13 protein-coding genes are annotated in these 14937 nt (G+C 62.4%); 3 read left to right on the top strand and 10 right to left on the bottom strand.

Annotation, left to right across the window (positions count from 1 at the left end):
* Positions 1-3 precede the first annotated feature (3 nt).
* Entirely contained in the window at positions 4-609 is a 606-nt protein-coding gene (locus tag GJ695_RS06440; protein WP_154363069.1) for a toll/interleukin-1 receptor domain-containing protein, read from the bottom strand.
* 158 nt (positions 610-767) lie between these two features.
* Between GJ695_RS06440 and GJ695_RS06435 the strand changes: the two genes are divergently transcribed.
* Positions 768-1745, top strand: coding sequence for an NADPH:quinone oxidoreductase family protein (locus tag GJ695_RS06435; RefSeq protein WP_154363067.1), 978 nt, complete (start codon positions 768-770; stop codon positions 1743-1745).
* Between the two features lie 97 nt (positions 1746-1842).
* Here GJ695_RS06435 and yoaA read toward each other — a convergent pair whose 3' ends face one another.
* A complete protein-coding gene (gene yoaA, locus GJ695_RS06430) occupies positions 1843-3891 on the bottom strand; it encodes a DNA repair helicase YoaA (RefSeq protein WP_371866501.1) in 2049 nt (682 codons plus the stop codon).
* Positions 3892-3919: 28 nt separating this feature from the next.
* Positions 3920-4120, bottom strand: a complete 201-nt coding sequence (locus GJ695_RS06425) for a YdcH family protein (RefSeq protein WP_008450659.1) — start codon at positions 4118-4120, stop codon at positions 3920-3922.
* Between the two features lie 116 nt (positions 4121-4236).
* Here GJ695_RS06425 and GJ695_RS06420 point away from each other — a divergent pair, with 116 nt between their 5' ends.
* Complete coding sequence (locus tag GJ695_RS06420) at positions 4237-5040, top strand: PP2C family protein-serine/threonine phosphatase (RefSeq protein WP_154363065.1); 804 nt, start codon at positions 4237-4239, stop codon at positions 5038-5040.
* On the opposite strand, the gene GJ695_RS06415 is transcribed toward GJ695_RS06420, so the two are convergent.
* From GJ695_RS06415 to GJ695_RS06385, 7 genes are all read right to left on the bottom strand, one after another.
* Positions 5041-5697: a hypothetical protein gene (locus GJ695_RS06415; protein ID WP_154363063.1), complete on the bottom strand. Its 657-nt coding sequence runs from the start codon at positions 5695-5697 to the stop codon at positions 5041-5043. It lies immediately after the preceding gene.
* Positions 5698-5713: 16 nt separating this feature from the next.
* Positions 5714-6811: a cell division protein ZapE gene (gene zapE / locus GJ695_RS06410; RefSeq protein ID WP_154363061.1), complete on the bottom strand. Its 1098-nt coding sequence runs from the start codon at positions 6809-6811 to the stop codon at positions 5714-5716.
* Positions 6812-6880: 69 nt separating this feature from the next.
* Positions 6881-8311, bottom strand: coding sequence for a dihydrolipoyl dehydrogenase (gene lpdA, locus GJ695_RS06405; RefSeq protein WP_154363058.1), 1431 nt, complete (start codon positions 8309-8311; stop codon positions 6881-6883).
* 3 nt (positions 8312-8314) lie between these two features.
* Positions 8315-8638, bottom strand: a complete 324-nt coding sequence (locus GJ695_RS06400) for a PspC domain-containing protein (protein WP_154363056.1) — start codon at positions 8636-8638, stop codon at positions 8315-8317.
* A 55-nt stretch (positions 8639-8693) separates the two neighbouring features.
* Entirely contained in the window at positions 8694-9947 is a 1254-nt protein-coding gene (gene odhB / locus GJ695_RS06395) for a 2-oxoglutarate dehydrogenase complex dihydrolipoyllysine-residue succinyltransferase (RefSeq protein ID WP_154363053.1), read from the bottom strand.
* A 72-nt stretch (positions 9948-10019) separates the two neighbouring features.
* Complete coding sequence (locus GJ695_RS06390; protein ID WP_154363051.1) at positions 10020-12875, bottom strand: 2-oxoglutarate dehydrogenase E1 component; 2856 nt, start codon at positions 12873-12875, stop codon at positions 10020-10022.
* A 214-nt stretch (positions 12876-13089) separates the two neighbouring features.
* Positions 13090-13995, bottom strand: a complete 906-nt coding sequence (locus GJ695_RS06385) for a LysR family transcriptional regulator (RefSeq protein WP_154363050.1) — start codon at positions 13993-13995, stop codon at positions 13090-13092.
* Between the two features lie 101 nt (positions 13996-14096).
* Here GJ695_RS06385 and GJ695_RS06380 point away from each other — a divergent pair, with 101 nt between their 5' ends.
* Positions 14097-14933 (top strand): MBL fold metallo-hydrolase, encoded by an 837-nt coding sequence (locus GJ695_RS06380; RefSeq protein ID WP_154363048.1) that lies wholly within the window; start codon positions 14097-14099, stop codon positions 14931-14933.
* Positions 14934-14937 lie beyond the last annotated feature (4 nt).

The following is a 14937-nucleotide window of genomic DNA, read 5'->3' as shown; positions in this document are numbered from 1 at the left end:
CCTTTAGCGTGGAAAGTGTGGAGGAGGAATGGCACGCCATTCAGGCGGGATCTCCGGCAGGACGAAACGGCTACAGTCGTGCCCCGGCGGCGTGCTTCGTTTTAGACAGTGGTAATGCTCGGCGATGCGGTGGACGATTTTTTCGATGTCCGGGATGAAATCTGGATTGGTTTTCAATTCCCCGCTGGCCAGCGTGTAGCGGGAAAAGTCCACGTACATGCCCGGCCCGGTGATTTGCGGCGGCAGGCCGACCGGATGGCGGGTCATGATGACGGGAATGATCAAATGGCTGGGCAGCGTGTACCACTGGCGGCGCTCCATTTCGATAAGTTGCATTGCTGCAAACTCGCGCCGGGTGTAGCCGTGCGCCTCGTATTTGGGTGTATAAATGACAATCATGCACACGCTCTCGCACAGGGCGCGCGCGATCTTGCTGTCGAGGTCGTCACCACCTCCCAGCTGCTCACTATCAACAAACAATTCGTTCTCGTTGTCGAAGTGCGGTTCCAGATAGCATTTCAGGGCGTCGACCAGGTCGTCCTTGAACTTGCTCATATAAGTATGCTGGCCGTGTGCATAACTGAAAAAACAGCCGTGACGGATAGTCATGATATCCCCCCTACGTTTAACCAACTCTAACAATCCTTTCAGCAGACACTTTGAGCCAGAACAAACGCGCGGCAGGCCGAACTTTGCGCAAACCGCTGGCGCTTTCAGGTAAGATAAAAATATAACGAGCGTTCTTTTTTATAATCAAGGAGACCAGAATGAAAGCTGTCGTATGCCAGGCCTGGGGTGTGCCGGACACCCTGACGGTGCAAGAATTGCAAGACCCGCAGCCGGGTCCGGGACAGGTGGTGATCGATGTGCAAGCCGCCGGCGTCAACTTTCCGGACGTGCTGATCGTGCAAGGGAAGTACCAATTCAAGCCGGAACTGCCGTTCGTGCCGGGCAGCGAAGTGGCCGGCGTAATCCGTTCTGTGGCTGACGATGTGACAACTTTCAAGGTGGGCGACAAGGTCATTGCCTTCACGCCGACCGGTGGTTTCGGACAACAGTTATTAGCACCTGCACAATCCCTGATCCCGATGCCGCCCGGCATGGATTTCGAAACGGCGGCCGCCATCACCCTCACCTACGGCACCTCGTATCACGCGATTGTGGACCGGGCCAAGCTAGAAAATGGTGAGAACATGCTAATTCTTGGTGCGGCCGGCGGCGTGGGCCTGGCGGCGATCGAGATAGGCAAAGCCCTTGGCGCCCGCATTATTGCTTGCGCTTCGACCAACGAGAAGCTGGAAGTGTGCCGCCGGCACGGCGCCGACGTATTAATCAATTACAGCAAGGAAGATTTGCGTGAAGCGGTCAAGGCAGCGACCGGTGGCAAGGGACCGGACGTGATTTACGACCCGGTGGGCGGCGAATATGCGGAGCCGGCGTTCCGCTCGATTGCCTGGGGCGGACGTTATCTGGTGGTTGGTTTCGCCAACGGCGAGATTCCCAAATTGCCGCTCAACCTGACCTTGCTGAAAGGCGCCTCGCTGGTCGGCGTGTTCTGGGGCGAGTTTACCAAGCGCAATCCCAAAGGCAATTTAAGCAATATGCGGCAACTCCTCCAATGGCTCCAGGAAGGCAAGATCAAGCTACTCATTTCGGGACGCTACAAACTGGAAGAAGCCGCACAGGCGCTGAACGACATGGCGGCCCGACGGGTTACCGGCAAAATCGTAGTGTTGCCGCAATAACATCTCGACGCATGCATGCACCGCGCGGCGGCGCCATGCCGGGGTCTGTCCCCAAACGGGGACAGACCCTTCAGGTGCCAGGGTTTGATACCAGAAGTTACTGCTCGGAATTCTTGTTTTTGAAGAATTCGATCACCGCTTCCTGTTCGCGGGTGCGCTTGAAGGATGGCAGGCTTTGCCAGATCCGCTTGCCGTAAGGCTTGGAAATCACGCGCGGATCGCACAGCATCAGCACGCCGCGGTCGCCCTCGTCGCGGATCAGGCGGCCGGCGCCCTGCTTCAGGTTGATGATCGCTTCCGGCAAAGTGTGGTGCATGAAGCCGTTTTTGCCCTGCTTTTCCATCACCTCGATGCGCGCGGCCAGCACCGGATCATCCGGCGGCGCAAACGGCAGCTTGTCGATAATCACCAGCGACAGCGCATCGCCGCGCACGTCGACGCCTTCCCAGAAGCTTTGCGAACCGATCAGCACACCATTGCCGGCCTTGCGGAACTGGTCCAGCAGTTCGGTGCGGCCCTTGTCGCCCTGCACGAACAGCGGATATGGCAGGCCGCGCTTCTCGAATTCGTCGCGCAACCGCTCGGCGGCGCGCTTCACGGCACGCAAAGTCGTGCACAAAAGGAAAGTTTTCCCGCCCGCCGCCTCGATCACCGGCAGCGCCAGGTCCAGCACGGCGTCCGTGTAGCCGAAGGAATTCGGGTCCGGCAGGCCGGTCGGCACATACAGCAAGCCCTGCTCTTCGTAGTTGAACGGACTCGGCCAGGTCATCGACGGCTCGTCGCTCAGGCCCATCTGTTCTGAAAAATGGCTGAAATCGTTCTTCACCGCCAGCGTCGCCGAGGTGAAGATCCAGCTGCGCGGCACGCCTTCGCGCTGGCCGTTGAAGATCGGCGCGATCGACAGCGGCGTCTTGTGCAGCTGCAGCGACGAGGCATAGGCCTCGACCCAGAACACCGCTTCCTCGCCCTTGGCGACCTTGGCCTTCGGATCGAACTTCCAGGCGGCCAGGCGGCCGACCAGCTCGACGCCGCGCTGGCGGCACTGCTCGAGCGTTTCGGCCCGTTCGGCCTGCTTTTCCAGCACATCCATCATGCCGTCCAGCTCGTCCTTGAGCTTTTGCAGCGCCGGGAAGAAGTCGCTCGACGCCGCGATCTGCGGCAGCGACAGCCGCACGATGTCTTGCGGGAAGGTCAGGCGCAGGTCGCGCGCGGCCTTTTCCACCACCGTCACCACCTTGCCCCAATCGGCGCCGTCGCGGGCGTTCGACAGGCCTTCGGCCAGCACGTCGCGGCACAGCTCCAGCACCTGCGAGGTCGAGAAGGTGTCGCCGAAGAACAGGGTGGCGGTATCCGGCAGCTGGTGCGCCTCGTCGAAGATAATCGTGTTGGCGGACGGCAGCAGTTCGGCCACGCCGGAATCCTTCAGCGCCACATCGGCAAAGAACAGGTGGTGATTGACCACCACCACATCGGCCTGCTGCGCTTCCTTGCGCGCCTTCATGATGAAGCAGTCCTGGTAATACTGGCACTCGGCGCCCATGCAATTGTCGCGGGTCGAGGTCACCAGGTTCCAGATCAGCGCGTTTTCCGGCACGCGCGCCAGCTCGGCCTTGTCGCCGGTCTTGGTCATTTTCAGGAAGCGCGAGATCTCGCGCAGGTGGCCGACGTCGTCGCGCGACGTCATGCGGCCATTCTGCAAGGTGCGTTCCAGATGGTAGTGGCACAGGTAATTCGAGCGGCCCTTCAGCAGCGCCACCGACACCGGCGCCTGCAAGGCGGCGCGCACGGTCGGGATGTCGCGCAGGAACAGCTGGTCCTGCAAGTTCTTGGTCCCGGTCGAGACGATGGTCTTGCCGCCCCACAGCAGCGCCGGCACCAGGTAGGCGAAGGTCTTGCCCGTGCCCGTACCGGCCTCGGCGATCAGCGTGGTCTGGTTGGCGATGGCCGAGGCGATCGCCTTGGCCATCTCGGTTTGCGAGCGGCGCGGCCGGAAATCGCCCACCGCCGGTCCCAGCGGACCGCCGGCGCCGAACAGGCGTTCGACCTCGGAATCGTATTTGCCGGGAGCTTGGGCGGGCGTGGCGCCGATCACGGCGGGAATGGCATCGGACGCCGCGGCGGCGGACTGTGGCAGAGGTTCGGTCAAAATAAACTAGCGTGTGGCGGGAATCGGCTTACGCCGGAACGTCCGGCACTAATTGCATTTTCAGCAGAGTGATATGGTCTTTCAGTTGCAGCTTGCGCTTTTTGAGGCGGCGCAATTGCAGTTGATCGTGGTGCCCGTCCAGCGTCAGCATGTCGATGACCGCGTCCAGATCACGGTGTTCGACGTCGAGTTCGATCAATCGACGCTGGATATCTTGTACATCAGTCATATTCTCGGCCAAATAGTTTCACTGGAACAACACGGATACTTTAAACGCATTGCAAACAAACTGCGACACGGTGCATAGTTTAATCTACGGCGCGTCGGACGCCAACAAATGATCTTATGAGCGCTTATAAAATAGAAGCCGGGACCGCCCAGCACATCGGAAACCGGCCGCAACAGAACGACCGCGTCGCGCTATTCACCGCCGCCAGGGCGCCCGGCTACGTGCTGGCGGTGCTGGCCGACGGCAACCAAAGCCCCATCGCGCCGGACCAGGTGCTGCTGACCGCGAAACACCTGCTGGACGAATTCCGCCCCGGTGACACGCCCAGCCTGCCGCGCCTGCAGGAACTGCTGCGCGGCATCGCACAGGAAGCGCACGACATCATCCGCATGAATCCCATCGCCGCCGTGGCCGAGCCGCACAGCGCGCTGGCGTTGCTGGTGCTGACGCCGCAGGCGCAGGCGGTGTGGGCCCATGTGGGCGACGCCCGCCTCTACCATTTCAAAGGCGAAACCTGCGCCATGCGCACCAATGACGCCGCCTACGTCGACCATCTGATCCAGCACGACAAGCTGCCGCCGGAAGCGGCCGCCCGCCATCGCGGTTCGCGTCTGCTGAACAACGCGCTGGGCAACCGCCTGAAAGATCCGTTCATCACTGTCGGCGCGCAGGAGGGCCTGCAGCCGGGCGATGCGCTGATGCTGTGTTCGGACGGCCTGTGGCAGCTGTTCCGTCCGGAAGAGCTGGCGGCGGCGGTGGCGCGCAACACGCCGCGCCAGGCCGCCGAACGGCTGATCGCCAAGGCCGCCGAACGGGCGCAGGGCAAGGGCGACAACTGCTCGATGGCGATCATCAAACTGGTGGCGCCGCCGCAGCAGGCGCCCGCCTACACCGTCGAGAAGATGCGCCGCGCCGTGTAATTATTGCGCTGGCGCCGGAGGCTGGGCCGCAGCCTTTTTCTTTTCCGCTTCGGCGCGCTCGGCCGCCTGCTTGGCCTTGGCGTCGTTTTCCGCTTTCTTGCGCGCGACTTCGGCCTGGCGGTGCACCGACTCGGCCTTCTTGCGTTCGAAGGCCTCGACATTGGCGGCGCGCTTGGCGGCGTTGGCGGCGTCCTCGCGCTCCTGGCGCTGGACCTTGGCGTCGTGCTGCGCTTCGCGATCGACTACGCGCACGCCCGATGCCGGCTTCGGCTCCTCGTGCTCGGTCTTGGCCGGCTTCGGCGGCTGGGCCGCGCGCAGTTCGGCCTCGTCGGCATCCTTGCGGGCACGTTCGGCCAGGTCGGCGTCGCGCCTGGCGACCGAGTCGGCACGCTTGAAGTGCTGGGCGTCGACCTCGCGCGTGCGCGCATCGGCCAGCGCCACGCGGCGCTTTTCCTTGGCCTTGTCCAGGCAGTTATTGACGAAGAACTTGGTCGAGCATTCGCGCTCGCTGGCGGCGTATTCGTCATTGATGACGGCACGGTCCTGCGCCACCTTGACCAGCGCGGCGTCGGCCTGCGCCACCGTTTGAACGTTCTGGGCCTGGGCGGCGGCGAGGGTCGCGGCCAGCATGGCCGCTACAGTGATAATTGCTTTCATCTTCAGATCCTGTGACTTACGACAGCGAGGCGGCTGCGGCGCGCTGTTCGCGGTCCATGTATTCGCGCGACTGCATCTCGACAATCCGCGACACGGTGCGGTGGAATTCATTGGCCATGGCGCCGTTGGTGTACAGCTCTTCCGGCGCCACTTCCGCCGACATCAGCAGCTTCACGCCCTGGTCGTAGAACACGTCGATCAGCCAGGTGAAACGGCGCGCTTCGGACGACATGGCGGCGGACATCATCGGTACACCGGACAATATCACGGTATGGAATCGGCTGGCGATTTCCAGGTAATCGTTCTGCGAGCGCGGACCGCCGCACAGGGTGTTGAAGTCGAACCAGATGATGGTGCCGGCGCGGCGCAGCGCGCGGATTTCGCGCGCCTCGATGCGGATCACCGGGTCTTCGTCGGCGGTTTCCGCCACGCTGGCGTAGGCGTCGCGCAGCGCCTTGTCGGTCTGCGCGTTGAGCGGCGTGTAGTAGGCCTCGACCTGCTCCAGCGCGCGGCCGCGGTAGTCGATGCCGGCGTCGATGTTCATCACGTCCATCTTCTCGTACAGCAGCGCGATGGTGGGCAGGATGCGGTCGCGGTGCAGGCCGTCCGGGTACAGCAGGTTGGGATCGTAATTCGAGGTCATGATGAAGGACACGCCGTTGTCGAACAGCGCCTTCAGCAGGTTGTACATGATCATGGCGTCGGCCACGTCCGAGATATGGAACTCGTCGAAGCAGATCAGCCGGTATTTCTTGGCGACGCGCTTGGCCACTTCATCCAGCGGGTCGGCCACGCCGCGCAGCTCGTCCAGTTGACGGTGCACGTCGCGCATGAATTCGTGGAAGTGCAGGCGCGTCTTGCGCACCAGAGGCACCACCGAGTAGAAGCTGTCCATCAGGAAGGACTTGCCACGACCGACGCCGCCCCACATGTACACGCCCTTCGGCACGGCCGGGCGGTTGATCAGGCGCTTGAAGGTGCTGGAGCGCTGGCCCTTGTAGGCCAGCCACTCGTCGTAGCACTGCTGCAAACGGGTGATCGCGCGCTGCTGCGCCTCATCAGCCTTGTAGTCGCGCTGAGCCAGCGCGTGGTGGTAGTACTCTTCGACGTTCATGGTTTCAATCTGCGCAAATAAAAACGGCGGGCCATGCTGGCCCGCCCTGCTAGCTACTACAAATCCAGCTTAGAAGTTCAGCGTACGCTTGTCGATCGCCAGTGCTGCCTCTTTGGTGGCTTCCGACAGCGATGGGTGAGCGTGGCAGATGCGCGCGATGTCTTCAGCCGAAGCCTTGAACTCCATCGCGACAACGGCTTCCGAGATCAGCTCCGACGCCATTGGGCCGATGATGTGCACGCCCAGGATTTCGTCGGTGTTGGCATCGGCCAGGAACTTGACCATGCCCGAGGTGTCGCCCAGCGCGCGTGCGCGGCCGTTCGCCAGGAATGGGAAGGTGCCGGCCTTGTACGCCACGCCTTCGGCTTTCAGCGTCTGCTCGGTTTTGCCGACCCAGGCGATTTCCGGCGAGGTGTAGATCACCCAAGGAATGGTGTTGAAGTTGGTGTGACCGTGCTGACCGGCGATACGCTCGGCCACGGCAACGCCCTCTTCTTCCGCCTTGTGCGCCAGCATCGGGCCGCGTACTACGTCGCCGATCGCCCAGACGCCTGGCAGGTTGGTTTTGCAGTCGCCGTCGACGGCCACGAAGCCGCGCTCGTCCAGCGCCAGACCGACTTTGTCGGCGGCCAGGCCGTCGGTGTTCGGGGTACGGCCGATCGAGACGATCAGCTTGTCGAACACGGCGGTGTTGGCTTCGCCCTTGGCGTTATCGAATTCAACGGTCACGTTGTTGTCGCCCTTGGTGACCTTGTTGATCTTGACGCCCAGGTTGATCTTCAGGCCCTGCTTGGTGAACAGCTTGCTGGCTTCCTTGGCGATCTGCTCGTCCACGGCGCCCAGGAAGGTCGGCAGACCTTCCAGCACGGTCACTTCAGCACCCAGACGACGCCATACCGAACCCATTTCCAGGCCGATGACGCCGGCGCCGATCACGCCCAGCTGCTTCGGCACGTCGCCGATGGTCAGCGCGCCGGTGTTCGACAGAATCAGTTTCTCGTCGAATTCCGCGCCTGGCAGTGCACGGGCGTTGGAACCGGTGGCGACGATGACTTGCTTGCCGACGATGGTTTCGTTGGCAGGCGCCGACACGGCCAGCGGGTAGCCTTCAGCGGTGGCGGCGCCAGCGAACGAAGCGCGGCCGTGGAAGAAGGTCACTTTGTTTTTCTTGAACAGGAACAGGATGCCGTCGTTGTTTTGCTTCACAACGGTGTCCTTGCGCTTGATCATTTGCGGCAGGTTCAGCGACAGGCCGGCAACATCGATGCCGTGCTCCTTGAACGCGTGGCCGGCGTGCTCGTAGTGTTCCGACGATTGCAGCAGCGCTTTCGACGGGATGCAGCCGACGTTGGTGCAGGTGCCGCCTGGTGCCGGGCCGCCCTTTTCATTTTCCCACGCGTCCACGCAAGCAACCGAGAAACCCAGCTGTGCAGCGCGGATGGCGGCGATGTAACCGCCAGGACCGGCGCCGATAACTACTACGTCAAATTGTTTACTCATTTTTTAATTTCCAATCAATTCGTCTTCTGGAACGAAGATCCACAGCAGAATGTAGATGGCGAGACCGAAACCAAAGGTGCAGACGAACAGCACGAACAACAGGCGCCAGATCCACGACTCGACGCCGCTGACGCGGGCCAGGCCGCCGCAGACGCCACCGAGCCAGCGGTCGCTGCGCGAGCGGCGCAGGCGCCACAGGTCGGCGCTGTCGCCAGGGGTAGGACCGTTGTTCAGCAGGCGGGCCTTGGCGGCCGCGAACTCTTCGTCCGACAGCGCGCCCGCCTGGTGCAGCTCATGCAAACGTTTGATTTCTTCCGCAACGCTCATTCATGATCCTCTTGAGAATTCCCCCGTCCCGCACGGGCCGGGGGCCGCGCGAGAATTACAGGTCCAGCAGCAGACGTGCAGGATCTTCCAGCGCTTCCTTCATGGCCACCAGGCCCAGCACGGCTTCGCGGCCGTCGATGATGCGGTGGTCGTAGGACATCGCCAGGTAGTTCATCGGACGAATAACGATCTGGCCGTTTTCCACCACGGCGCGGTCTTTGGTCGCGTGCACGCCCAGGATCGCCGATTGCGGTGGGTTGATGATCGGGGTCGACAGCATGGAGCCGAAGGTGCCGCCGTTCGAGATCGAGAAGGTGCCGCCGGTCAGGTCGTCCAGGGTCAGCTTGCCTTCCTTGGCTTTGGCGCCGAATTCGCCGATTTTCTTCTCGATTTCAGCGATCGACATCTGGTCGGCGTTGCGCAGGATCGGCACCACCAGACCACGTGGCGAACCGACAGCGATACCGATGTCGAAGTAGCCGTGGTAGACGATGTCGTTGCCGTCCACCGAGGCGTTGATGATCGGGTATTTCTTCAGCGCTGCCACAGCGGCCTTGACGAAGAACGACATGAAGCCCAGCTTGACGCCGTGCTCTTTTTCGAACTTGTCTTTGTACTTGTTGCGCAGCTCCATCACTGGCGCCATGTTCACTTCATTGAACGTGGTCAGGATGGCGTTGGTCGATTGCGACTGGATCAGACGCTCGGCGATACGGGCGCGCAGGCGGCTCATCGGCACGCGCTCTTCCGGACGGTCGCCCAGGTTGGCGGCGGCTGGCGCGGCTACTTGTGCCAGGGCTGGCTTGGCGGCTGGCGCGGCCAGTGGCGCAACGGCTGGTGCTTTGGCGCCGGCGGCCAGGGCGTCGCCCTTGGTCACGCGGCCATCCTTGCCCGAACCGGCGACGTCGCCAGCGCTCAGGCCTTTTTCCGACAGGATCTTGGCGGCGGCCGGCATGGCCACGTCGCCTTTCGAACCACCGGTGGCGGCGGCTGGTGCTGCGGCGGCGGCAGGTGCGGCGGCTGGGGCGGCAGCGGCAGCGGCAGGCGCGGCGACTGCAGCGGCGCTGCCTTCGGTATCGATGATGGCGATGACTTCGTCAGCCACTACGGTGCTGCCGTCGCCCTTGATGATTTCCACCAGGACGCCAGCGGCCGGTGCTGGCAGTTCCAGAACCACTTTATCGGTTTCGATGTCGATCAGGTTTTCGTCGCGGGTGATGGCGTCGCCAACTTTTTTATGCCACGTCAGCATGGTTGCTTCTGCGACCGATTCCGACAGCTGAGGAACTTTGACTTCGATTTTTGCCATTTGAAAAACTCCGTTATTTGTTTTTTGCGGCGCTCCACCGCGTAGCAGCGGAGCGCTCCGTTCAATGTGTGATTACTTGGTGAGGATGAAGCCCTTCAGCTTCGAGAAGGCGGTTTCCAGCAGCTCTTTCTGTTGAGCGTAGTGCTTGTCGTAGTAACCGACGGCTGGCGATGCCGAAGCTGGGCGGCCGGCGTATGCCAGACGTTGGCCAGCTTCCAGGCTCTCGAAGATGTTGTGCTGAATCTGGAACCATGGGCCCTGATTCTGCGGCTCGTCCTGCGCCCACACCACTTCGGCCAGTGCCGGGAACTTTTTCAGTTCGGCAGCGAAGGCCTTGTGCGGGAACGGATACAGCTGCTCGATACGCACGATGGCGGTATCGGTCTGGCCGCGGGTTTTGCGCGCGTTGACCAGGTCGTAGTAGACCTTGCCCGAGCAGGCGATCACGCGTTTGACTTTCTTGGCGTCGATTTTCTCGTCGACTTCACCGATCACGGTCTGGAACGCGCCTTTGGCCAGTTCCGACAGCGGCGAACCGGCGTCCTTGTTACGCAGCAGCGATTTCGGCGTCATGACCACCAGCGGCTTGCGGAACTGACGCACCATCTGACGACGCAGCACGTGGAAGATCTGCGACGCGGTGGTCGGCTGCACCACTTGCATGTTGTTGTCTGCGCACAGCTGCAGGAAACGCTCTGGACGTGCCGACGAGTGCTCTGGACCCTGGCCTTCGTAGCCGTGTGGCAGCAGCATCACCAGGCCCGAAGCGCGGCCCCACTTCACTTCGCCGGAGCTGATGAACTGGTCGATCACGACCTGCGCGCCGTTGACGAAGTCGCCGAACTGGGCTTCCCAGATGGTCAGCGTGTTAGGTTCGGCGGTCGAATAGCCGTATTCGAAGCCCAGCACTGCCTCTTCCGACAGCACCGAGTCGATCACGGTGAACGGCGCCTGGCCTTCCGCGACGTTTTGCAGCGGCACGTAGGTGCCGGCGTCCCAACGCTCACGGTTCTGATCGTGCAGCACGGCGTGACGGTGGGTGAAGGTGCCACGGCCGGCATCCTGGCCGGTCAGGCGGATGGCGTAGCCCGACGACACCAGCGACGCGAAGCCCAGGTGTTCGCCCATGCCCCAGTCCAGGTTCAGTTCACCACGGCCCATGGCGGCGCGGTCGCCCAGTACCTTCTCGACCAGCGAGTGGACCTTGAAGCCGTCCGGCACGGTGGTGATGCGGGTGGCCAAACGTTTCAGTTCGGTCAGCGGCACGGCGGTGTCGGCGGCGTCGGTCCACTTCTTGTTCAGGAACGGCAGCCAGTCGACCGCGTACTTGTTCTTGAAGTTGGAGATGACCGGATCGACGGTGTGCTTGCCGGCGTCCATGGCGTCGCGGTAAGCGGTTTGCATCTGTTCGCCGCCGTCGGCTGGAATCACGGTCTGGGCCACCAGTTTGTCCGCGTACAGCTTGCGGGTGCCTGGGTGCTGGCCGATTTTCTTGTACATCAGCGGCTGGGTCAGCGCCGGGGTGTCCTGCTCGTTGTGGCCCAGTTTGCGGAAGCAGATGATGTCGACCACGATGTCCTTGCCGAACTCGGTGCGGTAGTCCATCGCGATTTGCGATGCCAGCACGGTGGCTTCAGGATCGTCGGCGTTCACGTGCAGCACCGGTGCTTCGATCATCTTGACGACGTCCGAGCAGTAGATGGTCGAACGCGCGTCGCGTGGGTCGGAGGTGGTGAAACCGATCTGGTTGTTGATGACGATGTGCACCGTGCCGCCGGTGCCGTAGCCACGGGTTTGCGCCAGATTCAGGGTTTCCATCACGACGCCCTGGCCGGCGAATGCGGCGTCGCCGTGCACCAGGATCGGCAGCACTTGCTTGCCGCCGTGGTCGCCGCGGCGATCCATACGGGCTTTGACCGAGCCTTCAACCACCGGGTTGACGATTTCCAGGTGCGATGGGTTGAACGCCAGCGACAGGTGGACCGGGCCGCCAACGGTCGAGATGTCCGACGAGAAGCCCTGGTGGTATTTGACGTCGCCAGCCGGCAGGTCGTCGCCGTGCTTGCCTTCGAATTCTTCGAACAGGTCTTTAGGCGCTTTGCCCAGGGTGTTGACCAGCACGTTCAGACGGCCGCGGTGGGCCATGCCGATCACGATTTCCTGCACGCCTTTTTCACCGGCGCGCTGGATGATCTCGTCGATCGAGGCGATGAAGGTTTCGCCGCCTTCCAGCGAGAAACGCTTCTGGCCGACGTATTTGGTGTGGAGGTAGCGCTCCAGGCCTTCGGCCGCGGTCAGACGCTCCAGGATGTGTTTTTTCTTTTCCGGGGTGAAGTTCGCGGTCGAGCGGATCGACTCCAGGCGCTCTTGCAGCCAGCGCTTTTCAGCCGGATCGGAGATGTACATGTACTCTGCGCCGATCGAACGGGTGTAGGTGTCGCGCAGGAAGTTGATCAGGTCGCGAAGGGTCGCGGTCTCTGGACCAAAGTAGGTATTGCTGACGTTGAACACGGTGTCCATGTCGGCATCGGTGAAGCCGTAGAAGCTTGGCTCCAGTTCAGGAATGCTTGGACGCTCCTGGCGTTGCAGCGGGTCCAGATTGGCCCAGCGCGAACCCAGATAGCGGTAGGCGGCGATCAGCTGCGTGACGGCGACGCGTTTGCGACCCATTTCGGCGTCGGCGGAGGCGGTGACGGTACGGATCGGGCCGGCTTTCGCGCGTTCGGCGAAGGAGGCGATCACGGAGGCGTGGGCGACGTCCGGTTTGTTGGAACCATCGACGGCCGGCACGTGCTGCATGGCGTCGAAGTAGGCGCGCCAGTTGTCTGGGACCGAGCCTGGGTTGTTCAGATACGCTTCGTACAGTTCTTCAACGTACGGGGCGTTCCCACCAAACAGGTAGGAGTTGGACGTATATTGTTGCATCATTCTTGCTCACCTTTCTTCGCGTTTCGCGAGGAATTAGCGGGTTAGTCTAACCTTCCGCGACACGGCCTGACCGGTTAGCGGATTGCACATCAAGTTGTGGGGGAAGGGCTTTTGTTCGGGTCTTACCTAAAACAGGTCCTTCAGCATAGCACCGGTATTGTATCCCAACAATGATTTGTGCGACAAAGTCTGGCTAAATCTTTCGCCGTTAATCTTAACTTAAGCCGCGCCGCTGCTTGCTTTCGAACCGGGTTAGCAAGATGTCCAGCATAGCGCGCAGCGCCGGCGGCATGTGCTGGCGCGAGGTGTAAATGCCGTAGATTCCCATACTTAAGGGGGTGTATCCAGGAAGCAACGCTATCAGCCTGCCGGCGGCGATCAGCGGGGCAGCGCTGTACAGCGGCTGCAAGGCGATGCCGCCGCCCTGCTCCGCCGCCTTCAGCAGGATGAAATCCTCGTTGGCCGACAGATTGCCGCTGACCGGCACCGACAGCGCCTCGCCTTGCGCATCGGTGAACTGCCACAGGCTCTTGCCGAAATAGGTGTAGGTCAGGCAGTTGTGAGCGGCCAGATCCTGCGGCTGCTGCGGCGTGCCGTGCTGCTTCAGGTAGTCCGGCGCGGCGCACACCACCGAATCGCAGACGCCCAGCTGGCGCGCGATCAGGTTCGGCTCCAGCGTGTTGGTGACGCGCAGCGCCAGGTCGATGCGCTCCTCGATCAGGTTGACGCTGCGATTGCTCATCTGCAGATCGACCGCCGTGCGCGGGTAGCGTTGCAGGAATTCGCTGACCGCGTCCAGCAGCTCGGCCTGCGCCAGCGCCTGCGAACAGGTGATGCGCAGCAGGCCTTGGGGCGTGTCGGCATCGTCGCCGAGCGCCACCGCCATGTCGTCGGCCACGTCCAGCATGCGGCGGCAGCGCGCCAGGGTGACGTCGCCGGCGTCGGTCAGGCTCAGGCGGCGCGTGCTCCGGTGCAGCAGGCGGGCGCCGGCCCACGCCTCCATCTCGGCCAGATAGCGGGTGACCATGGCGCGCGACATGTCCAGCGCCTCGGCGGCGGCGATCATGCTGCCGCGTTCGGCAATGCTGACAAATACCCGCGCGGCGGTGATGCGATCCATTGATTCATCCGGTTTATGCAATTAAGAAAGCCAGATTACCGTATTTTTCTATCGGATTGAGAAATTTAAGATGGCGTCATTCTTACCTACCTGGAGTGACCATGTTCAAACAAGCCTTGCTGACCGCCGCCCTGACCGCCTCGTTCGCCGCCCAGGCCGCGCCGCTGACGCTGGATGTCTTCAATCCCGGCGAAGCAGCCATCTTCCCGGTCGCCTCGGTGATCGTCAGCGGCGACAAGGACGCGGTGCTGATCGATGCCCAGTTTTCGCGCGGCGAAGCGCTCAAACTGGCCGAGCGCATTCGCGCCAGCGGCAAGCACCTGACCACCATCTACATCAGCCACGACGACCCGGACTACTACTTCGGCCTGGACGTGATCCACGCCGCCTTCCCGGATGCGAAGATCGTTGCCCAGCCGCAGGTGATCGTCGGCATCGAGCGCAAGAAAGCCGCCAAGGTCGCCTACTGGGGCCCGATCCTGAAGGACAATGCGCCGCAAGAAATCATTGTGCCGCAGCCGCTGAAAGGCAAGACCATCACGTTGGACGGCCAGAAGCTGGACATCGACAGCGCCTATGTCTGGATTCCGTCGATCAAGGCGGTGGTGGGCGGCGTGGCCGTGTTCAACGGCCTGCACGTGTGGACCGCCGACGCGCAGACGCCGGCGTCGCGCAGGCAATGGTTGTCGACGCTGGACCGCATCGCCGCGCTGAAGCCGGCGACCGTGGTGCCGGGCCACTTCACGCCGGGCTTGCCGCTGACGCCGGATTCGGTCAGCTACACCCGCGACTACCTGGTCAAGTTTGAAGCGGAGACCGCCAAGGCCGCCAATTCGGCCGCGCTGATCGCGCGCATGAAGGAACTGTATCCAAACGCCGGTCTGGAAAGCGCGCTGGACATCAGCGCCAAGGTCGCCAAGGGCGAAATGAAGTGGTGATGTA

Source organism: Duganella alba, assembly GCF_009674495.1.
Taxonomy (GTDB): Bacteria; Pseudomonadota; Gammaproteobacteria; order Burkholderiales; family Burkholderiaceae_D; genus Rugamonas; species Rugamonas alba.
The sequence above is the reverse complement of the archived record's forward strand: the minus strand, read 5'-3'. Positions and strand labels throughout refer to the sequence as shown.